Annotated in this window: 11 protein-coding genes; 5 read left to right on the top strand and 6 right to left on the bottom strand. The window is 72.4% G+C overall.

What is annotated here, in order from left to right; genetic code table 11:
- A partial coding sequence (locus ABT297_RS40860) for a lysine N(6)-hydroxylase/L-ornithine N(5)-oxygenase family protein (RefSeq protein ID WP_350558810.1) occupies positions 1 to 1328 on the bottom strand: 1328 nt, incomplete at its 3' end.
- 176 nt (positions 1329 to 1504) lie between these two features.
- Between ABT297_RS40860 and ABT297_RS40855 the strand changes: the two genes are divergently transcribed.
- Both ABT297_RS40855 and ABT297_RS40850 read left to right on the top strand, forming a co-directional pair.
- A complete protein-coding gene (locus ABT297_RS40855; protein ID WP_350558807.1) occupies positions 1505 to 2455 on the top strand; it encodes a methionyl-tRNA formyltransferase in 951 nt (316 codons plus the stop codon).
- Between the two features lie 133 nt (positions 2456 to 2588).
- Positions 2589 to 2915 (top strand): HPF/RaiA family ribosome-associated protein, encoded by a 327-nt coding sequence (locus ABT297_RS40850; protein WP_350558804.1) that lies wholly within the window; start codon positions 2589 to 2591, stop codon positions 2913 to 2915.
- A gap of 95 nt (positions 2916 to 3010) precedes the next feature.
- Here ABT297_RS40850 and ABT297_RS40845 read toward each other — a convergent pair whose 3' ends face one another.
- The 5 genes from ABT297_RS40845 to ABT297_RS40825 all read right to left on the bottom strand — a co-directional run bounded on the left by ABT297_RS40845 (position 3011) and on the right by ABT297_RS40825 (position 10825).
- Positions 3011 to 3973 (bottom strand): Acg family FMN-binding oxidoreductase, encoded by a 963-nt coding sequence (locus ABT297_RS40845; protein ID WP_350558801.1) that lies wholly within the window; start codon positions 3971 to 3973, stop codon positions 3011 to 3013.
- A gap of 34 nt (positions 3974 to 4007) precedes the next feature.
- Complete coding sequence (locus ABT297_RS40840) at positions 4008 to 6401, bottom strand: phosphoketolase family protein (protein WP_350558798.1); 2394 nt, start codon at positions 6399 to 6401, stop codon at positions 4008 to 4010.
- An 85-nt stretch (positions 6402 to 6486) separates the two neighbouring features.
- The gene (locus ABT297_RS40835; RefSeq protein WP_350558795.1) at positions 6487 to 7461 is read right to left on the bottom strand and encodes an Acg family FMN-binding oxidoreductase; all 975 of its coding nucleotides are present in this window, start codon (positions 7459 to 7461) and stop codon (positions 6487 to 6489) included.
- Positions 7462 to 7574: 113 nt separating this feature from the next.
- The gene (adhE, locus tag ABT297_RS40830; protein ID WP_350558792.1) at positions 7575 to 10202 is read right to left on the bottom strand and encodes a bifunctional acetaldehyde-CoA/alcohol dehydrogenase; all 2628 of its coding nucleotides are present in this window, start codon (positions 10200 to 10202) and stop codon (positions 7575 to 7577) included.
- A 65-nt stretch (positions 10203 to 10267) separates the two neighbouring features.
- Positions 10268 to 10825 carry a flavodoxin domain-containing protein gene (locus ABT297_RS40825; RefSeq protein ID WP_350558789.1) on the bottom strand — a complete coding sequence of 186 codons (558 nt, stop codon included), beginning with the start codon at positions 10823 to 10825 and terminating at the stop codon, positions 10268 to 10270.
- A 360-nt stretch (positions 10826 to 11185) separates the two neighbouring features.
- Between ABT297_RS40825 and ABT297_RS40820 the strand changes: the two genes are divergently transcribed.
- From ABT297_RS40820 to ABT297_RS40810, 3 genes are all read left to right on the top strand, one after another.
- A complete protein-coding gene (locus tag ABT297_RS40820; protein ID WP_350558786.1) occupies positions 11186 to 12226 on the top strand; it encodes an Acg family FMN-binding oxidoreductase in 1041 nt (346 codons plus the stop codon).
- Between the two features lie 89 nt (positions 12227 to 12315).
- Positions 12316 to 13548 (top strand): acetyl-CoA hydrolase/transferase family protein, encoded by a 1233-nt coding sequence (locus tag ABT297_RS40815; protein ID WP_350558783.1) that lies wholly within the window; start codon positions 12316 to 12318, stop codon positions 13546 to 13548.
- A 541-nt stretch (positions 13549 to 14089) separates the two neighbouring features.
- A partial coding sequence (locus tag ABT297_RS40810) for a hypothetical protein (protein WP_350558780.1) occupies positions 14090 to 14335 on the top strand: 246 nt, incomplete at its 3' end.

Here is a 14335-nt window from a genome sequence, read left to right as displayed (position 1 = left end):
CGGGCCGGGCCGGACATGACGGGCCCGGCGTCGCGGCGGGCGAGGGCCGACTGGAGGATCTCCGCGCACCGGGTGGCGGTGTTGGACAGCAGCGACGAGCTGAGGCCGTGCGTGTGCTCGGTGCCGCCCTGCAGGTAGACCCCGGCCCGCACCCCGCCGTCGGTGCGCAGGCGGTAGTCCCGGTCGACGCGGGCCAGTCCGTGCTCGTCCCGCTCGCAGCGCTCGGCGAAGTCGCCCAGCAACGGGAACGGGTCGGCCGGGTGGTAGCCGGTGGCGCAGACGAGCACGTCGGCCGAGAGGACGGTCCGCTCGCCGGTGAGCATCGCCTCGAGGGTCACCGCGACCCGCTCGCCCTCGTCGGCGGCGGCCACCAGCCGGGTCACGTTGAGCAGCCGGAGCCGCTCCCGGCCCAGGACCTTCTCCTGGTACACGCGGCGGTAGAGCGCCTCGATGAGGTCGGTGTCCACGACCGAGTAGTTGGTGTTGCCATGGTAGGCCAGCAGCATCGCCTTGACCTGCGCCGAGGCGTCGAAGAACTCGTCGACCGCGCCGGGGTCGAAGATGCGGTTGGCGAACGGGCTGTCGTCGGCGGGGCTGTAGCCGTACCGGCTCAGGACCCCGCAGACCTCGGCGGCCGGAAACCGCTCGTGCAGGAACGCGGTGACCTCGGCGGCGCTCTGGCCGGCCCCGACCACGACGAACCGGGACGGGTCGGCGCCGGCGAGCCGCTCGGCGTTCGTCAGCAGATCGCGGCTGTGCCACACCCGCGCGGAGGGGGTCACGCCGGGCGGGAGCGCCGGGCTCAGCCCGCCGGCGAGCACGACGTTGCGGGTGCGCAACACGGTGACGGCTCCCGTGCCGTCGCGGGCCTCGACGTCGAACGCCTCGACCACGTCGTCGGAGATCACCGGTACGACGCGGGTCACCTCGTGGCCGTAGCGGACCATGGCGTCGACGCGCGTGGCGGCCCATTCGAGGTAGTCGTGGAACTCGACCCGCAGCGGGAACAGGCTCTTGTGGTTGACGAAGTCGATCAGGCGGCCGCGCTCCCGCAGGTAGCACAGGAAGCTGAACGAGCTCTGCGGGTTTCGCAGCGTGACCAGGTCCTTGAGGAAGGACACCTGCATCGTCGCGTCCTCGATGAGCATGCCGCGGTGCCAGCCGAACCCGGGCTGGCGCTCCAGGAACACGGCGCCGGCGGCGGACGCGTCGCCCACCTCGGCGTTGCGTTCGTGCACGGCGATCGCCAGGGCCAGGTTGGACGGACCGAAACCGACCCCGACGAGGTCATACACGGGCGCAGCGCCATCGTGACGCGTCTGTGGCATCGCAGTCCCATCGTCACGCCGAGCCCGGCTCGGCGACCCCAACCCCGGCGCCCACGGCGCGAAGTTAAGGTAGCCTAACCTTACTTTCGCTCGCTGTCACGAGGTGAAGTGAGGTTAGACTAACCTAACTGCCGATCGATGGCAGTAACGCTCTCGGACCGCTCGCAGGAGGAGCCATGCGCATCGTCATGTTCGGGTATCAGACCTGGGGGCACCGCACCCTTCAGGCCCTGCTGGCGTCCGAGCACGAGGTGACGCTGGTCGTGACCCACCCGGCGAGCGACCACCCGTACGAGCGGATCTGGAGCGACTCGGTCGCCGACCTCGCCGCCGGGCACGACGTCGACGTGCTCGTCCGCGACCGCCCGGACGACGACGAACTGCTCGATGCGCTCAAGCGGGCCGACCCCGACGTCATCGTCGCGACGAACTGGCGGACCTGGATTCCCCCGCGCATCTTCGAGCTGCCCCGCCTCGGCACCCTGAACGTCCACGACTCGCTGCTGCCCGCCTACGCCGGCTTCTCCCCGCTCATCTGGGCGCTCATCAACGGCGAGCCCGAGGTCGGGGTCACCGCGCACATGATGGACGGCGAGCTCGACGCCGGCGACATCGTCCTGCAGCGCGCGGTGCCGGTCGGCCCCCGCGACACCACGACCGACCTGTTCCACAAGACCCTCGCGCTGTTCGGCCCGATCACCGTCGACGCGCTCGCCCTCATCGCCTCCGGCCGCACCGACTGGACACGGCAGGACCGCACGCGGGCCAGCTTCTTCCACAAACGCTCGGAGGAGGACTGCCGCATCGACTGGACCTGGTCGGCCGAGGAGCTCGACCGGCTCGTGCGGGCCCAGTCCGACCCGTACCCGAACGCGTTCACGTACCACAAGGGCGAGCGGATCCGCATCGTGGCCGCGTCCGTCTCCAATGGACGGTACGGCGGCACGCCCGGCCGGATCTTCATCCGCGAGGGCGACGCCGTCGTCATCGTCGCGGGAGCCGACGCCCGCCGCGGCGACAGCCACGGGCTGGCCGTCGAGCGGGTGCGCACGGCCGACGGCTCCGAGCTGCCCGCCGTCGACTACTTCCGGACGATGGGCGGCTACCTCACCAGCCGCCCGCAGTAACGAGGCCCTGCCGGAACGGGCCTTACGTCCGTGCGGTCGGGACGGAAGACCCTGGAGCCGGCCCGGGCGTTGGAGATCAAATGATCTCGAGCGGCCGGATCCCCGCCGCCGGGGCTGCGAAAGGACGACGACGATGTCGCGCATTCACGACGAGGTCGAGGTCAACGTGCAACTGCAGGACGGCATGGAGCCACAGTTGCAGCAGTACGCCCGCGAGAAGGTCACCGCCGTGCTCGGTCACACGGCGCGGCCGGTCCTGTACACGCGGGTCCGGCTGGACCGGATCGGCAACCCCGCCGCGATGCGGCCGGTGACGGCACGGGCCGAGATCGACCTCAACGGCCACGTCCTGCACGCCGAGGCGTCCGCCGACACGCCCTATGAGGCGCTGGACCTGCTCCAGGACCGGCTGCAGGCCCGGCTGGACCGGCACAACACCCACGCGAACGCCCACCGGTAACGGCCGGGCGGCGCGAAAACTGGCGGCGGTGCGGGCACCCGGGGGGGATGCCCGCACCGCCGCCGCCTTTGCAAGCGGAGGTCACGCGAAGGTCGTCACTCGACGGTCTCGATGACCTGCTCGGCCGGCAGGCGAGGGGTGTGCGGCGGGCCGGCGTGGTCCGGGTCCGCGGTCCCCAGCCGCAGCACCAGGTACGCGTAACCGGTCTCGCCGAGCATGCGCCGCAGCGCCTGCCGGGTGAAGCCCAGCTCCACCGGGCTGCTCAGCGGCAGGACGGTCGCGCCGTTGGCCGTGGCCGACAGCCACACCTCGCTCAGCGCCTCGCCGGCCCGCAGCCAGTTTCCCGGCTCGTCACCGTCGCCGTACAGCACGGCGTAGGACGCCGCGGTGTCGTGGCCGGCGCCGGCGGTGAGGCTGCCGGAGACGCCGAAGTCGCGCTCGGCGACGGTGGTGAGCGGGAGCTCGGCCGGGATGACCGCGTCCGGCAGGCCGGTGCCCTCGGGCCGGGAGCCGCCGACCCACGTCGCGGTCTCGGCCCGCATCCGTTCGTCGTGCTGCTGGGCCTCGCCCGAGTGCTCGATCATCACCGCCAGCTGCAGCACCTGGTCGCGGTTGAGCACGTGCAGCCGGGCGCCGCCCCGCCGCGCCGCGTCGACGAGGGCCTGCCGCACGTCCGCCGGTACCGGCTCGTCGCTGACCACGCGGCGGTCGGTGCGCCGCACGCGCAGCAGCTGCATGCGCCGCATGGCGTGCGGGTCGGCGGGGTCGTGCCGCTCGGCGTGCACGACGGCGAGGGGCTCACCGGCGGGTCGCTCGACGCGGCCGCTCCAGCCCTCGGCGGCGAGCCCGACGAGGGCGTGGTGCAGGGCGGCACCGCAGCTGAGCACCATCAGCCGGCCGTCCGGGTCCTGCTCGCGCAGCTGCCGGTCCGCCACGGCGTAGAGCTCCAGCCGGTCGCCGCGCACGACCCACCGCCACGGCTGCGTGTTGTGGATCGACGGCGCCAGCCGGGCGGCATCCGCCGCCGCGGCCAGCGCATCGGTGACCGACACGGTCACGCCGAGACCTCCGCTTCGCTCCGCTCCGGAACGGTCATGCTTGCACCCCTCCTCGCAGGCTCCAGTCCCGCACGTCCGGCATGTCCTCGAGGTGCTCGACGACGTAGGCCTCGTGCTCGGCGAGCTTCCGCTCGCACCACGCCTTGAGCTCGGTGGCGCCGGGCGGGAGTCGCTTGGCGTTGTTGAGGGCGTCCATGACGAGGTGGTAGCGCGACACCCGGTTGCGCACCGTCATGTCGAACGGCGTCGTGGTGGTGCCCTCCTCGACGAACCCGCGCACCCGGAAGCGGTCGGCGTCGGGCCGGCCGTGCATCAGCTGGTGGATGGCGCCCGGGTAGCCGTGGAAGGCGAACACCACGTCGACGGTGTCGGTGAACAGCTCCGTGAACTGGGTCTCGCTCATGCCGTGCGGGTGGTCCTTGACCCGCGGCAGCGTCATGAGGTTCACGACGTTGACGACCCGGACCCGGAACTTCGGCAGCCGCTCCCGCATGATCTGGGCGGCGGCGACGGTCTCCATCGTGACCACGTCGCCGGCGCAGGCCAGCACGATGTCCGGGTCGGTGGAGCCGTCGTCGGTGCCGGCCCACTGCCAGATGCCGGCGCCGCGGGTGCAGTGCTCGACCGCCTCATCCATCGACAGCCACTGCAACTGGGGCTGCTTGTCGATGACGATGAGGTTGATGTACGAGCGCGAGCGCAGGCAGTGGTCGGCCACCGACAGCAGGCAGTTGGCGTCCGGCGGCAGGTAGACCCGGGCGACGTCGCCGCGCTGGGTCAGCACCACCTGGATGAGGCCGGGCCCCTGGTGGGAGAAGCCGTTGTGGTCGTTGCGCCAGGCGGTGGACGTGAGCAGCACGTTGAGGCTGGGCACCTTGGCCCGCCAGGCCAGCCGCTTGGCCTCCTGCAGCCACTTGCCGTGCTGGACGGTCTGCGACGCCGACACCATGGCGAACGCCTCGTAGGTGGCGAACATCCCGTGCCGGCCGGTCAGGTTGTAGCCCTCCAGCCAGCCGTGGCAGTTGTGCTCCGACAGCACCTCCATGACCCGCCCGTCGCGCCCGATCGCCACGTCGTCGGCGGTGACCCGCTCGGCGAAGGCGCGGTCGGAGACCTCGAACACCGCGCCGAGGCGGTTGCTGTTGGTCTCGTCGGGGCAGAACAGGCGGAACCGGTCGGGGTTGTCGCTGTAGATGTCGCGGAGCATCTCGCCGAGGCGGCGGGTGGACTCGGCGCGGGTCGTGCCGGGTTCGGGCACGTCCACGGCGTACTTGCGGAAGTCGGGGATGTCCAGGTCCTTCGTCAGGACCCCGCCGTTGGCGTGCGGGCTGGCGCTCATCCGCAGCTCGCCCTCGGGGGCCAGGGCCCGCACGAGCCCGACGGGTGCCCCGGCGTCGTCGAAGAGCTCCTCCGGCCGGTAGGAACGCAGCCAGCGCTCCAGCAGCACCAGGTGCTCCGGGTTTTCCTTCACGCCCGACAGCGGTACCTGATGGGACCGCCACGTGCCGGTGACCTGGACGCCGTCGACCTGCTCCGGGCCGGTCCAGCCCTTCGGGGAGCGCAAGATGATCATCGGCCAGCGCGGGCGCGTGCCGTCCCACTCGCCGTCACGGGCGGCGTCCTGGATCGCGCGGATCTTGTTCCACGCCTCGCCGAGCGTCGCGGCGAACCGGTGGTGCATGCCCGGCAGATCATCGCCGTTGACCTCGAGCACCTCGTAGCCGTGGCCCTCCAGCAGCGCGCGGACCTCGGCCGGGTCCTTGCGCGCGAGCACGGTCGGCCCGGCGATCTTCGCGCCGTTGAGGTGCAGGATCGGCAGCACCGCGCCGTCGCGGGCCGGGTTGAGGAACGAGATGCCCTTCCACGAGCCCTCCAGCGGGGCCGTCTCCGCCTCCCCGTCGCCGACGACGGCGATGCTGAGCAGGTCGGGGTTGTCCATCACCGACCCGAAGGCGTGCACGAGAACGTAGCCGAGCTCGCCGCCCTCGTGGATGGAGCCGGGCGTGGTCACCGACACGTGGCTGGGGATGCCGCCCGGGCTGGAGAACTGCCGGAACAGCCGCAGCATGCCGGCCTCGTCCTGCGACACCGCGGGGTAGATCTCGCTGTAGGTGCCCTCCAGATAACCGGCCGCGACCAGCGCCGGCCCGCCGTGGCCCGGGCCGGCGAGGTAGATCGTGCGCTGGCCGGTGAGCTGGATGAGCCGAGACGCGTGCGCGTAGATGAACGACAGCCCGGGGCTCGTGCCCCAGTGGCCCAGCAGGCGCGGCTTGATGTCGCCCGGCTCGAGCGGCCGGCGCAGCAGTGGATTGCCCTGAAGGTAGATCTGACCGATGGTGAGGTAGTTGTTCGCTCGCCACCAGGCGTCGAGCTGCGCGACGTCCTCGTCGCTGAGCTGACCCACCTGACGTTCCGCGACAGTGGTCACCGCTGATTCCTTCCTTCGGTTTTGTGGTACCGCTTCGGGCCGCGTACGGCCGCCGTCGAGGTCACGGCGGGAATATTCACGTCTGTCACGGCAGGCCGACGACCTCGGTGCCGCAGCGGCGTACGGAAGCCGGGACGGGTCCATTGTCCCCGATGGGTGTGCCGATCCGCATCGCGATCGCAGGACTGCCGATACCGCCGAGCAGCCGGCGCAGCGCCTGACGCACCGCGCCGACCTCGACGACCTCACTGATCGGCGAGGCGGCCAGGCCGCGTGCCGTCAGCGTCAGCCACACGTCGGAGAGCGCCTCGCCGGCGGCCACCCAGTCGCGCGGCTCCTCGCCGTCGGTCGCCAGCACGACGTACACTGTGCCAAGATCGCTCCCGGGACCCGGCTCGAGCGCCGCCGGCCATGCCTGGGCGAAGTCGCGCGGCGCGATGGTCCGCCTCGTGGGCGGCACGACGCTGCGCGCCGAGATGCCGTCGCGGTCGTTGCGCGCGCGGGTCGTCCAGGCCAGCACGTCGTCGCGGAAGTGGGCGTCGTCGTGCTCGACGGTCCCGGCGTGCGCCACCGCCGAGGCGAACGCGGTCACCTGATCCGCGCGCACGACATGCAGGTGCACGCCGTGCCGCGCGGACGCCGCGCGCAGCTCCTCCAGGACCGCCTCGCCGGGCCGTTCGTCGCCGAACGGGCGCCGGTCCGTGCGTCGCTGGTAGATGGCCCGGTAGAGCAGGTCGTCCGGTTCGCACCGGTCTCCCTGCCGCACCCGGGCCACCAGGTCCGGCCGGCTCGGGTCCGGCAGCCGCGACACGTCCGCGGCGAAGCCGGCCGCGAGCAGGGCCACCGTCGCGTGGTGCAGGGCCGTGCCGCAGCTGAGCAGCAGCAGGTGCCCCTGCGGGTCGAGCCCGGCCAACTGCCGCGAGTGGTCCGCCCACAGCTCGCCGTACTCGCCGGCCAGCCGCCAGCGCCAGGGCTGCGTGTTGAACACGGACGGGGCGCGCAGGGCCGCGATCGAGGCCTCGGCAACCTGGTCGATCTCGGCGCGTGGTGGCTGCGTCATGGCCTGCTCCCCTCGTCGGTTGTTCCCCTTCAGCCTCTTCCGGCCGCCGCCCCGGTGACAGGGCCGGTTGTCCCGTCTCCACGGGACCGACGGTCCGTGGAGCCGGGCGCCGTTCACGCCGCGGCGGTACCGTAATAGGCGGTGCGCATGATCTCGCGGAGGTCGGCGATCATGGGCATGCGCGGATTGGCCGGTGCGCACTGGTCGAGGTAGGCGTTCATCGCCTGCTGCGGCAGTGCCTCCAGGAAGGTCTGCTCGTCCACGCCGGCCGCCTGGAACGAGGGCTCTATGCCGACCTCGGCACGCAGCCGCTCCACGGCCTTGGCGTAGGACTCGACGCCCTGCTCGGGCGTGTCGGCGGGCAGGCCCAGCATGCGGGCGATGTCCTGGAAGCGCTGCGGCGCCACGTAACGCTCGTACTTCGGCCACGCCGTCAGCTTCGCCGGCACCTTCCCGTTGTGCCGGATGACGTGCGGCAGCAGGATCGCGTTGGTGCGGCCGTGCGCGATGTGGAAGGTCGCGCCGAGGGTGTGCGCCAGGGCGTGGACGATACCGAGGAACGCGTTGCCGAAGGCCATGCCGGCGATGGAGCCGGCGTTGTGCATCTTCTCGCGGGCCACCGGGTCGGCCGTGCCACGGTGCACGGCCGCGGGGAGGTTCTCGAACACCAGCTTGATCGCGTGCAGCGCGAGGCCGTCGGTGTAGTCGTTGGCGTACACCGAAACGTACGCCTCCGTGGCGTGCGTCAGCGCGTCGAACCCGCTGTCGGCGGTGACGGCCGGCGGCAGGTCGGCGGTGAGCACCGGGTCGACGATCGCGACGCTCGGGGTGAGCGCGTAGTCGGCCAGCGGGTACTTCATGCCGGTCTTCGTGTCGGTGATGACCGCGAACGGGGTGATCTCCGCGCCGGTACCCGAGGTCGTCGGGATGCACACGAGCCGGGCGAGCCGCCCGAGCGCCGGAAACGTGAACGCCCGCTTGCGGATGTCGAAGAACTTCTCCCGCATGTCGGCGAACTCGGTGCCGGGGTGCTCGTACAGCAGCCACATCACCTTCGCCGCGTCCATCGGCGAGCCGCCGCCGAGTGCGATGATGGTGTCCGGGCGGAACGAGCGCATGAGCTCGGCGCCCCGCTCCACGGTGGCCATGCTCGGCTCGGGCTCGACGCTGTCGAGGATCTGCACCGTGACCGGGTTCGCGCCGTGCCGCAGTGCCTCGCGGATGCGGTCGACGTAGCCCAGGCGGGTCATCGTCGGGTCGGTGACGATGCTGACCCGGTGCACGTCGGGCATGTCGGCGAGGTAGCGGATCGCGTTGGGCTCGAAGTAGATCTTCGGCGGGACCTTGAACCACTGCAGGTTGTTGTTGCGCCGCCCGACCCGCTTGATGTTGAGCAGGTTGACCGCGGACACGTTGCCCGACACCGAGTTGCGGCCGTAGCTGCCGCAGCCGAGCGTGAGGGAGGGCAGAAAGGCGTTGTAGACGTCGCCGATGCCGCCCTGCGATGACGGCGAGTTCCAGATGATGCGGACCGCCTTCACCTGCCGGCCGTAGGCCTCGGCGACGGCCGGCTCGGCGGCGTGGATGACGGCGCTGTGGCCCAGCCCGTCGAACTCGACCATCCGCTCGGCGAGGCGGAAGCCCTCCTCGCGCGAGCCGGCGCGCAGCATGGCCAGCACCGGGCAGAGCTTCTCCCGCGTCAGCGGCTCCTGGGGCCCGACGCCGTCGACCGGCACCAGGATGATCGACGTGTCCTCGGCGACGGTGAACCCGGCCGCGGCCGCGATCCAGGCCGCCGAGCGCCCCACGACGTCGGCGTTGAGCTTCGCGCCGTCGCCGAACACGAACCGCTCCAGCAGCCGCTTCTCGTCGGGGGTGGCCACGTGGGCGTGCAGCCGCTCGAACTCGGCCAGCGCCCGCTCGGCGATCGCCTCGTCGAGGACGACGGCCTGCTCGGAGGCGCAGATCATGCCGTTGTCGAAGGTCTTCGACACGACGATGTCGTGGACCGCGCGCACCACGTCGGCGGTCCGGTCGACGTAGGCGGGCACGTTGCCGGGCCCGACGCCGAGCGCCGGCTTGCCGGCCGAGTACGCCGCGCGGACCATGCCGGAGCCACCGGTGGCGAGGATGACGGCCACGCCCGGGTGGGCCATGAGCGCCTGCGTCGCCTCGATCGACGGATCCTCGATCCACTGGATGCAGTGCCGGGGCGCGCCGGCGGCGATCGCGGCGTCGCGCACGATGCGGGCGGCCTCGGCGCTGCACCGCTGGGCCGAGGGGTGGAAGGCGAACACGACCGGGTTGCGGGTCTTCAGCGCGATGAGCGCCTTGAACACGGTGGTGGACGTCGGGTTGGTCACCGGGGTGACGGCGCAGACGACGCCGACCGGCTCGGCGATCTCGACGATGCCGTTGATCTCGTCGCGCGCCACCACGCCCACGGTGCGCAGGCCGGCCAGGCTGTGCGCGATGTGCTCGGAGGCGAACACGTTCTTGACCGCCTTGTCCTCGAACATGCCGCGGCCGGTCTCCTCGATCGCCAGTTCGGCGAGGTGCCCGTGCCGGCTGAGCGCCGCCACGGACGCCTTCTTGACGATGTGGTCGATCCGCTCCTGATCCAGCTCGGCGTAGTCGTCCAGGGCACGCTGCGCGCGGCGCACCAGACGGTCGATCGTGGAGCCGGCGTCCTCGATGGTCACGCCCAGCTCCGCCGGCGGCGGGGCGAGAGTCCCGGTCACCGTCATCACTTCCCTTCCCGGGGGCGGCACGGACCCGTTCGGTCCGAGCCCATCGTCACGCCGGGTCAGGCGCCGGGCCCAGAGACCGTTGACCCCGCCTGCGGGGGCGTTGGTCCCGTGCCCGCGGTGCCGGTGAGGGCGGCGCCGATGTCGTGGGCCCAGCGGCGCACCGCCGCCCAATCGCGGAAGTCCCCGTACGGCGCGCGCAGGGCGGCGACGAGCGCACGTTCGGCGAAGCCCAGCCGCGACCGGTACATGGCACCGGGAATGACGCGATGCTCGACCGGGACCACGGCCGCCACGACGCGCGCCACGTCGACGGCGTCATCGGCCGGGATCGGCGGGTCGCCGATCGGGCCGCTGGAGAACAGCCACACCGGACGGGTGGCGAGCGCGGCGGCGTGCCGGTCGGCGAACCGCAGCGCGGCACCCAGCCAGTGCCCGGCGTAGACGGCGCTGCCGAGCACGACCGCGCCGTAGCCGTCGAGGTCGCCGGGGTCGTCGAGGTCGCCCGGCGCGCTCACTCGGACGTCGAGCCCGTGCCCGGCAAGGACGGATCCGATCAGCTCGGCCATCTCGGCGGTCGAGCCGTGCTTGCTGGCCGCGGTGACGAGAACACGCATGGGGTTGCCTCCTGTCGGCCGGCTCGCGCGCCGCGCCGCATCCAACCTGGCCCGGGCACGCCCGCGGCGCACCGGCCGAACGTCCCGGCGCCGCGGGCCGGCCGTCCCCGGCCCACGGCCGGCGGCGCGCCGGTCCCGCCGCACCGCGCTCGGGCCACGGCCGGCAGGGTGTAAAGATTGGCTGTGATAGCAGCAATTCTTTACACCGCCGGGCCGCGTCCCACGCCGCGACCAACCTGACGCGGAAGCCGCGGCCGGTGGCGCGCCGGTCCCGCCGGAGCGGGACCATCGCCTCTGCCGGCCCGCGCAACGCCCGGCCACGCTGGAGACCGGGATCGACCGGCATGGAGGTGGCCGCGCATGAACGAGCAGCTGACCGAACGAGCGGCCGCGGCGTGCCTGCGGGCCGCGGTCGCCGCGCCCTCGATCCACAACACCCAGCCGTGGCGGTTCCGCTTCGACGGCGCCGGATTCGACGTGTACACCGACCCGAAGCGCACGCTCGAGGCGATCGACCCGCAGGGCCGCGCGATGCACATCAGCGTCGGCGCGGCGGTATGCAACCTGCGCCTCGCACTCGCGGCCGAGGGCTGGGCGAGCCGCCTGGAGCGCACCGGGCCGGACGGCCCTGAAGGCCCGGCCGCCCGGGTCACGCCCGTGGCGTGGCGCGAGGCGAGCCCGTCCGTCCGCGCGCTGGCCGGGGCGATCGCCCGGCGCCGGACCAACCGCGACCCGTACGACGACGTGCCGGTGCCGGTGGACGCGATCGAGCTGCTGCGGCGCGCGGCGGCCGCCGACGGGGTGCGGCTCGTGGCGCTCGACCCGGTGCGCCGCGGCGCCGTCCTCGCGCTGACCCAGGCGGCCGAGGCGTGGCAGCGCGGGGATCCGCGGTACCACCGGGAATTGGCGAGATGGACCACCGACCGCGGCGACCGGCCCGACGGCATCCCGGCCCAGACGTTCGGCCCGAGGCCCACGACGGCCGCCCTGCCCGTGCGCGACTTCGGCCTCACCCTGCCGGCCGTCGAGCGCGAGGCGGCCCGCTTCGAGCGCCACCCCAACCTGGTCGTCCTGCACTCCCTCGGCGACGACAGCGCCGCGTGGCTCGACGCCGGTCGCGCGCTGGAGCGCGTGCTGCTCACCGCGGCGGTGCACGGCCTGGCCACGCAGCCGATGACGCAGGCGCTGGAGGTGCCGCGCCTGCGCCGGCTGCTCGCGGCGCCGGGCGGCCGGTGGTACCCGCAGATGATCCTGCGCATCGGATACGGCCGGCCGGTCGCCACCGGCCCCCGCCGCCCGCTGCGCGACGTCCTGCTGCCCGCCGGTACCGCGCTTCCCGTCCGGTCGACCGCCTTCAGCCGCGCCGAGCCCGTCGGTGCGGGTCCTACGTACCACCGCTGAGGGTCTTCCGCCCGCTGCCCACCGGGCGCGGCTCGGGCAGGCTGGGGCCGGCTCATGGCAGCCGAGCCGGCGATGAACAGGAGACTTGCATGCGAACGGTGACCGAGTCCGAGCTCGGGCGAATCCTCGGCGCGCTACCGGGCGTGCCGCGCATCGTGGCCAGCGGCAACTTCGCCGCACCCTACCGGCTGCTGGCCGCCGCCGACGCGGCCCTCGCCGAGTTCCGGCTGAACATGCTCAACGCGCAGCCGGGCATCCCGGACCGCGAGGGCGTGGTGCACGAGACCGCGTTCGTCGGTCCGGGCATGCGCGGCGGGGAGCGCCTGCGGTACCTCCCGTGCCGGCTGTCGCTCGTGCCGCACCTGCTGCGTCAGCGCCTCGCCCCCGACGTGGTGCTGCTGCACACGTCACCGCCCACGGGCGGCGCCGTGAGCCTGGGCGTCGAGGTCAACGTGCTCCCCGCGGCGATCGAGGCGGCCCGCGCCCGGGGCGGCATCGTCGTGGCGCAGGCCAACCCCGCGATGCCGGTCACCTACGGCGACGCGCTGCTGGACCTGGACGCCGTCGACTACCTCCTGGAGGTCGACGAGCCGCTCGCCACCCACCCGGTGGCCGCGCCCGACGCGACCTCGCGGGCCATCGGCGAGCGGGTCGCCGCGCTCGTGCCGGAACAGGCGACGCTGCAGCTCGGCATCGGCGCCATCCCGGACGCCACGCTCGACGCCCTGCTCGACCGGCGCGGCCTGCGCATCTGGTCGGAGATGTTCACCGACGGCGCCCTGGCGCTGGAGAAGGCGGGCAGCCTGGACCGCGACACGCCCGTGACGGCCTCGTTCTGCTTCGGCTCCGCCGAGCTGTACGACTGGATCGACCACAATCCACGGGTGCGCATGCTGCGCACCGAGAAGACCAACAACCCGGGGACGATCGCCGCCCACCCGCACCTGATGAGCATCAACAGCGCCCTGCAGGTCGACCTGTTCGCCCAGGCCAACGCGAGCCGCATCGGCGGGCGCACCCACTCGGGCTTCGGCGGGCAGACCGACTTCATCGTCGGCGCCATGCACTCCCCCGGCGGCCACGCCGTCATCGCGCTACGGTCGTGGCACCCCAAGGCGGACGTCTCCGCGGTGGTACCGCTGGTGTCCGGCCCGGTAACGTCGTTCCAGCACAGCTTCATCGTCACCGATCAGGGCACCGCCGCGATCTGGGGCCGCGACTCGGTCGAGCAGGCCCAGCAGATCCTCGACCACGCCGCCCACCCGGCCGCCCGCGACGACCTACGGGCCGCGGGCCGCGAGTTCGGCCTCCCACTGATCTGACAGCGAGGATGCAGGTGAGTCTCGCGCCGGTCGGTCTGACCCTTGATCTGACTGACTTTCGGGTCCTGAACCGGATCTGCCGGCCGTGCCGGACGTGGCGGTGTGACTTCATAGCAGCCTGTGCCAGAAGGTACCCACCACTGTCTTGTCCATCTCGCCCGGCTGGTGCGTGCCGCCCTTGCGATGACGACGTAGCGCGGCTGCGGCCTGAAGGTCGGGGACCTCGAAGACGACCCTCCACACCAGCGCAAAGTGAGCCGTACGCGGCCCATCACCAGGCCAATGTCACGTCACGAACTCACCCACGTCGGCATCGTAGGCGAACGGCGGCGTCCGGCTCTCGGCAGGACAGGCAGCCTCGGCCCGTCGAGGCAGTCACCGTCTGTGACGATGGCTGGCCGGCCGTCGCGCACCAACGGCGGCATGAGCGTGCACTATTTGACATTGTGGACTGCCGTTTGGGGCGGTGGTTTCGGTCGGGTTCTGGGATGATTACATGTATGGGGCAGCTGGGATTGTTTCTAGGGCGGAGTTGGCTGCCATGCGTGACAGAACCAGGTCACGTCATTATTCTCCGGCGAAGGAGCAGTTCCGCCGGGAGCATGCGCGGCATCGGGACTGGGGCCTGGCCAAACGGCACTCCGAGAAGCTCCGCCGTGTCCGCGGCGACACCCCGCCAGTGAGCAGCGACCAGCGCGGCGGATCGGTGCAGGGGCCGGTGCCGCCCTCGCCGCCTCCGCCGGTCACGCCGCCTGAACAGGCACAACGTCCCGCGAGCAGCACCGCG

The sequence above is a fragment of the Dactylosporangium sp. NPDC000555 genome, assembly GCF_040300025.1.
Taxonomy (GTDB): Bacteria; Actinomycetota; Actinomycetes; order Mycobacteriales; family Micromonosporaceae; genus Dactylosporangium.
This window is presented reverse-complemented; position numbering and strand designations above follow the sequence as displayed.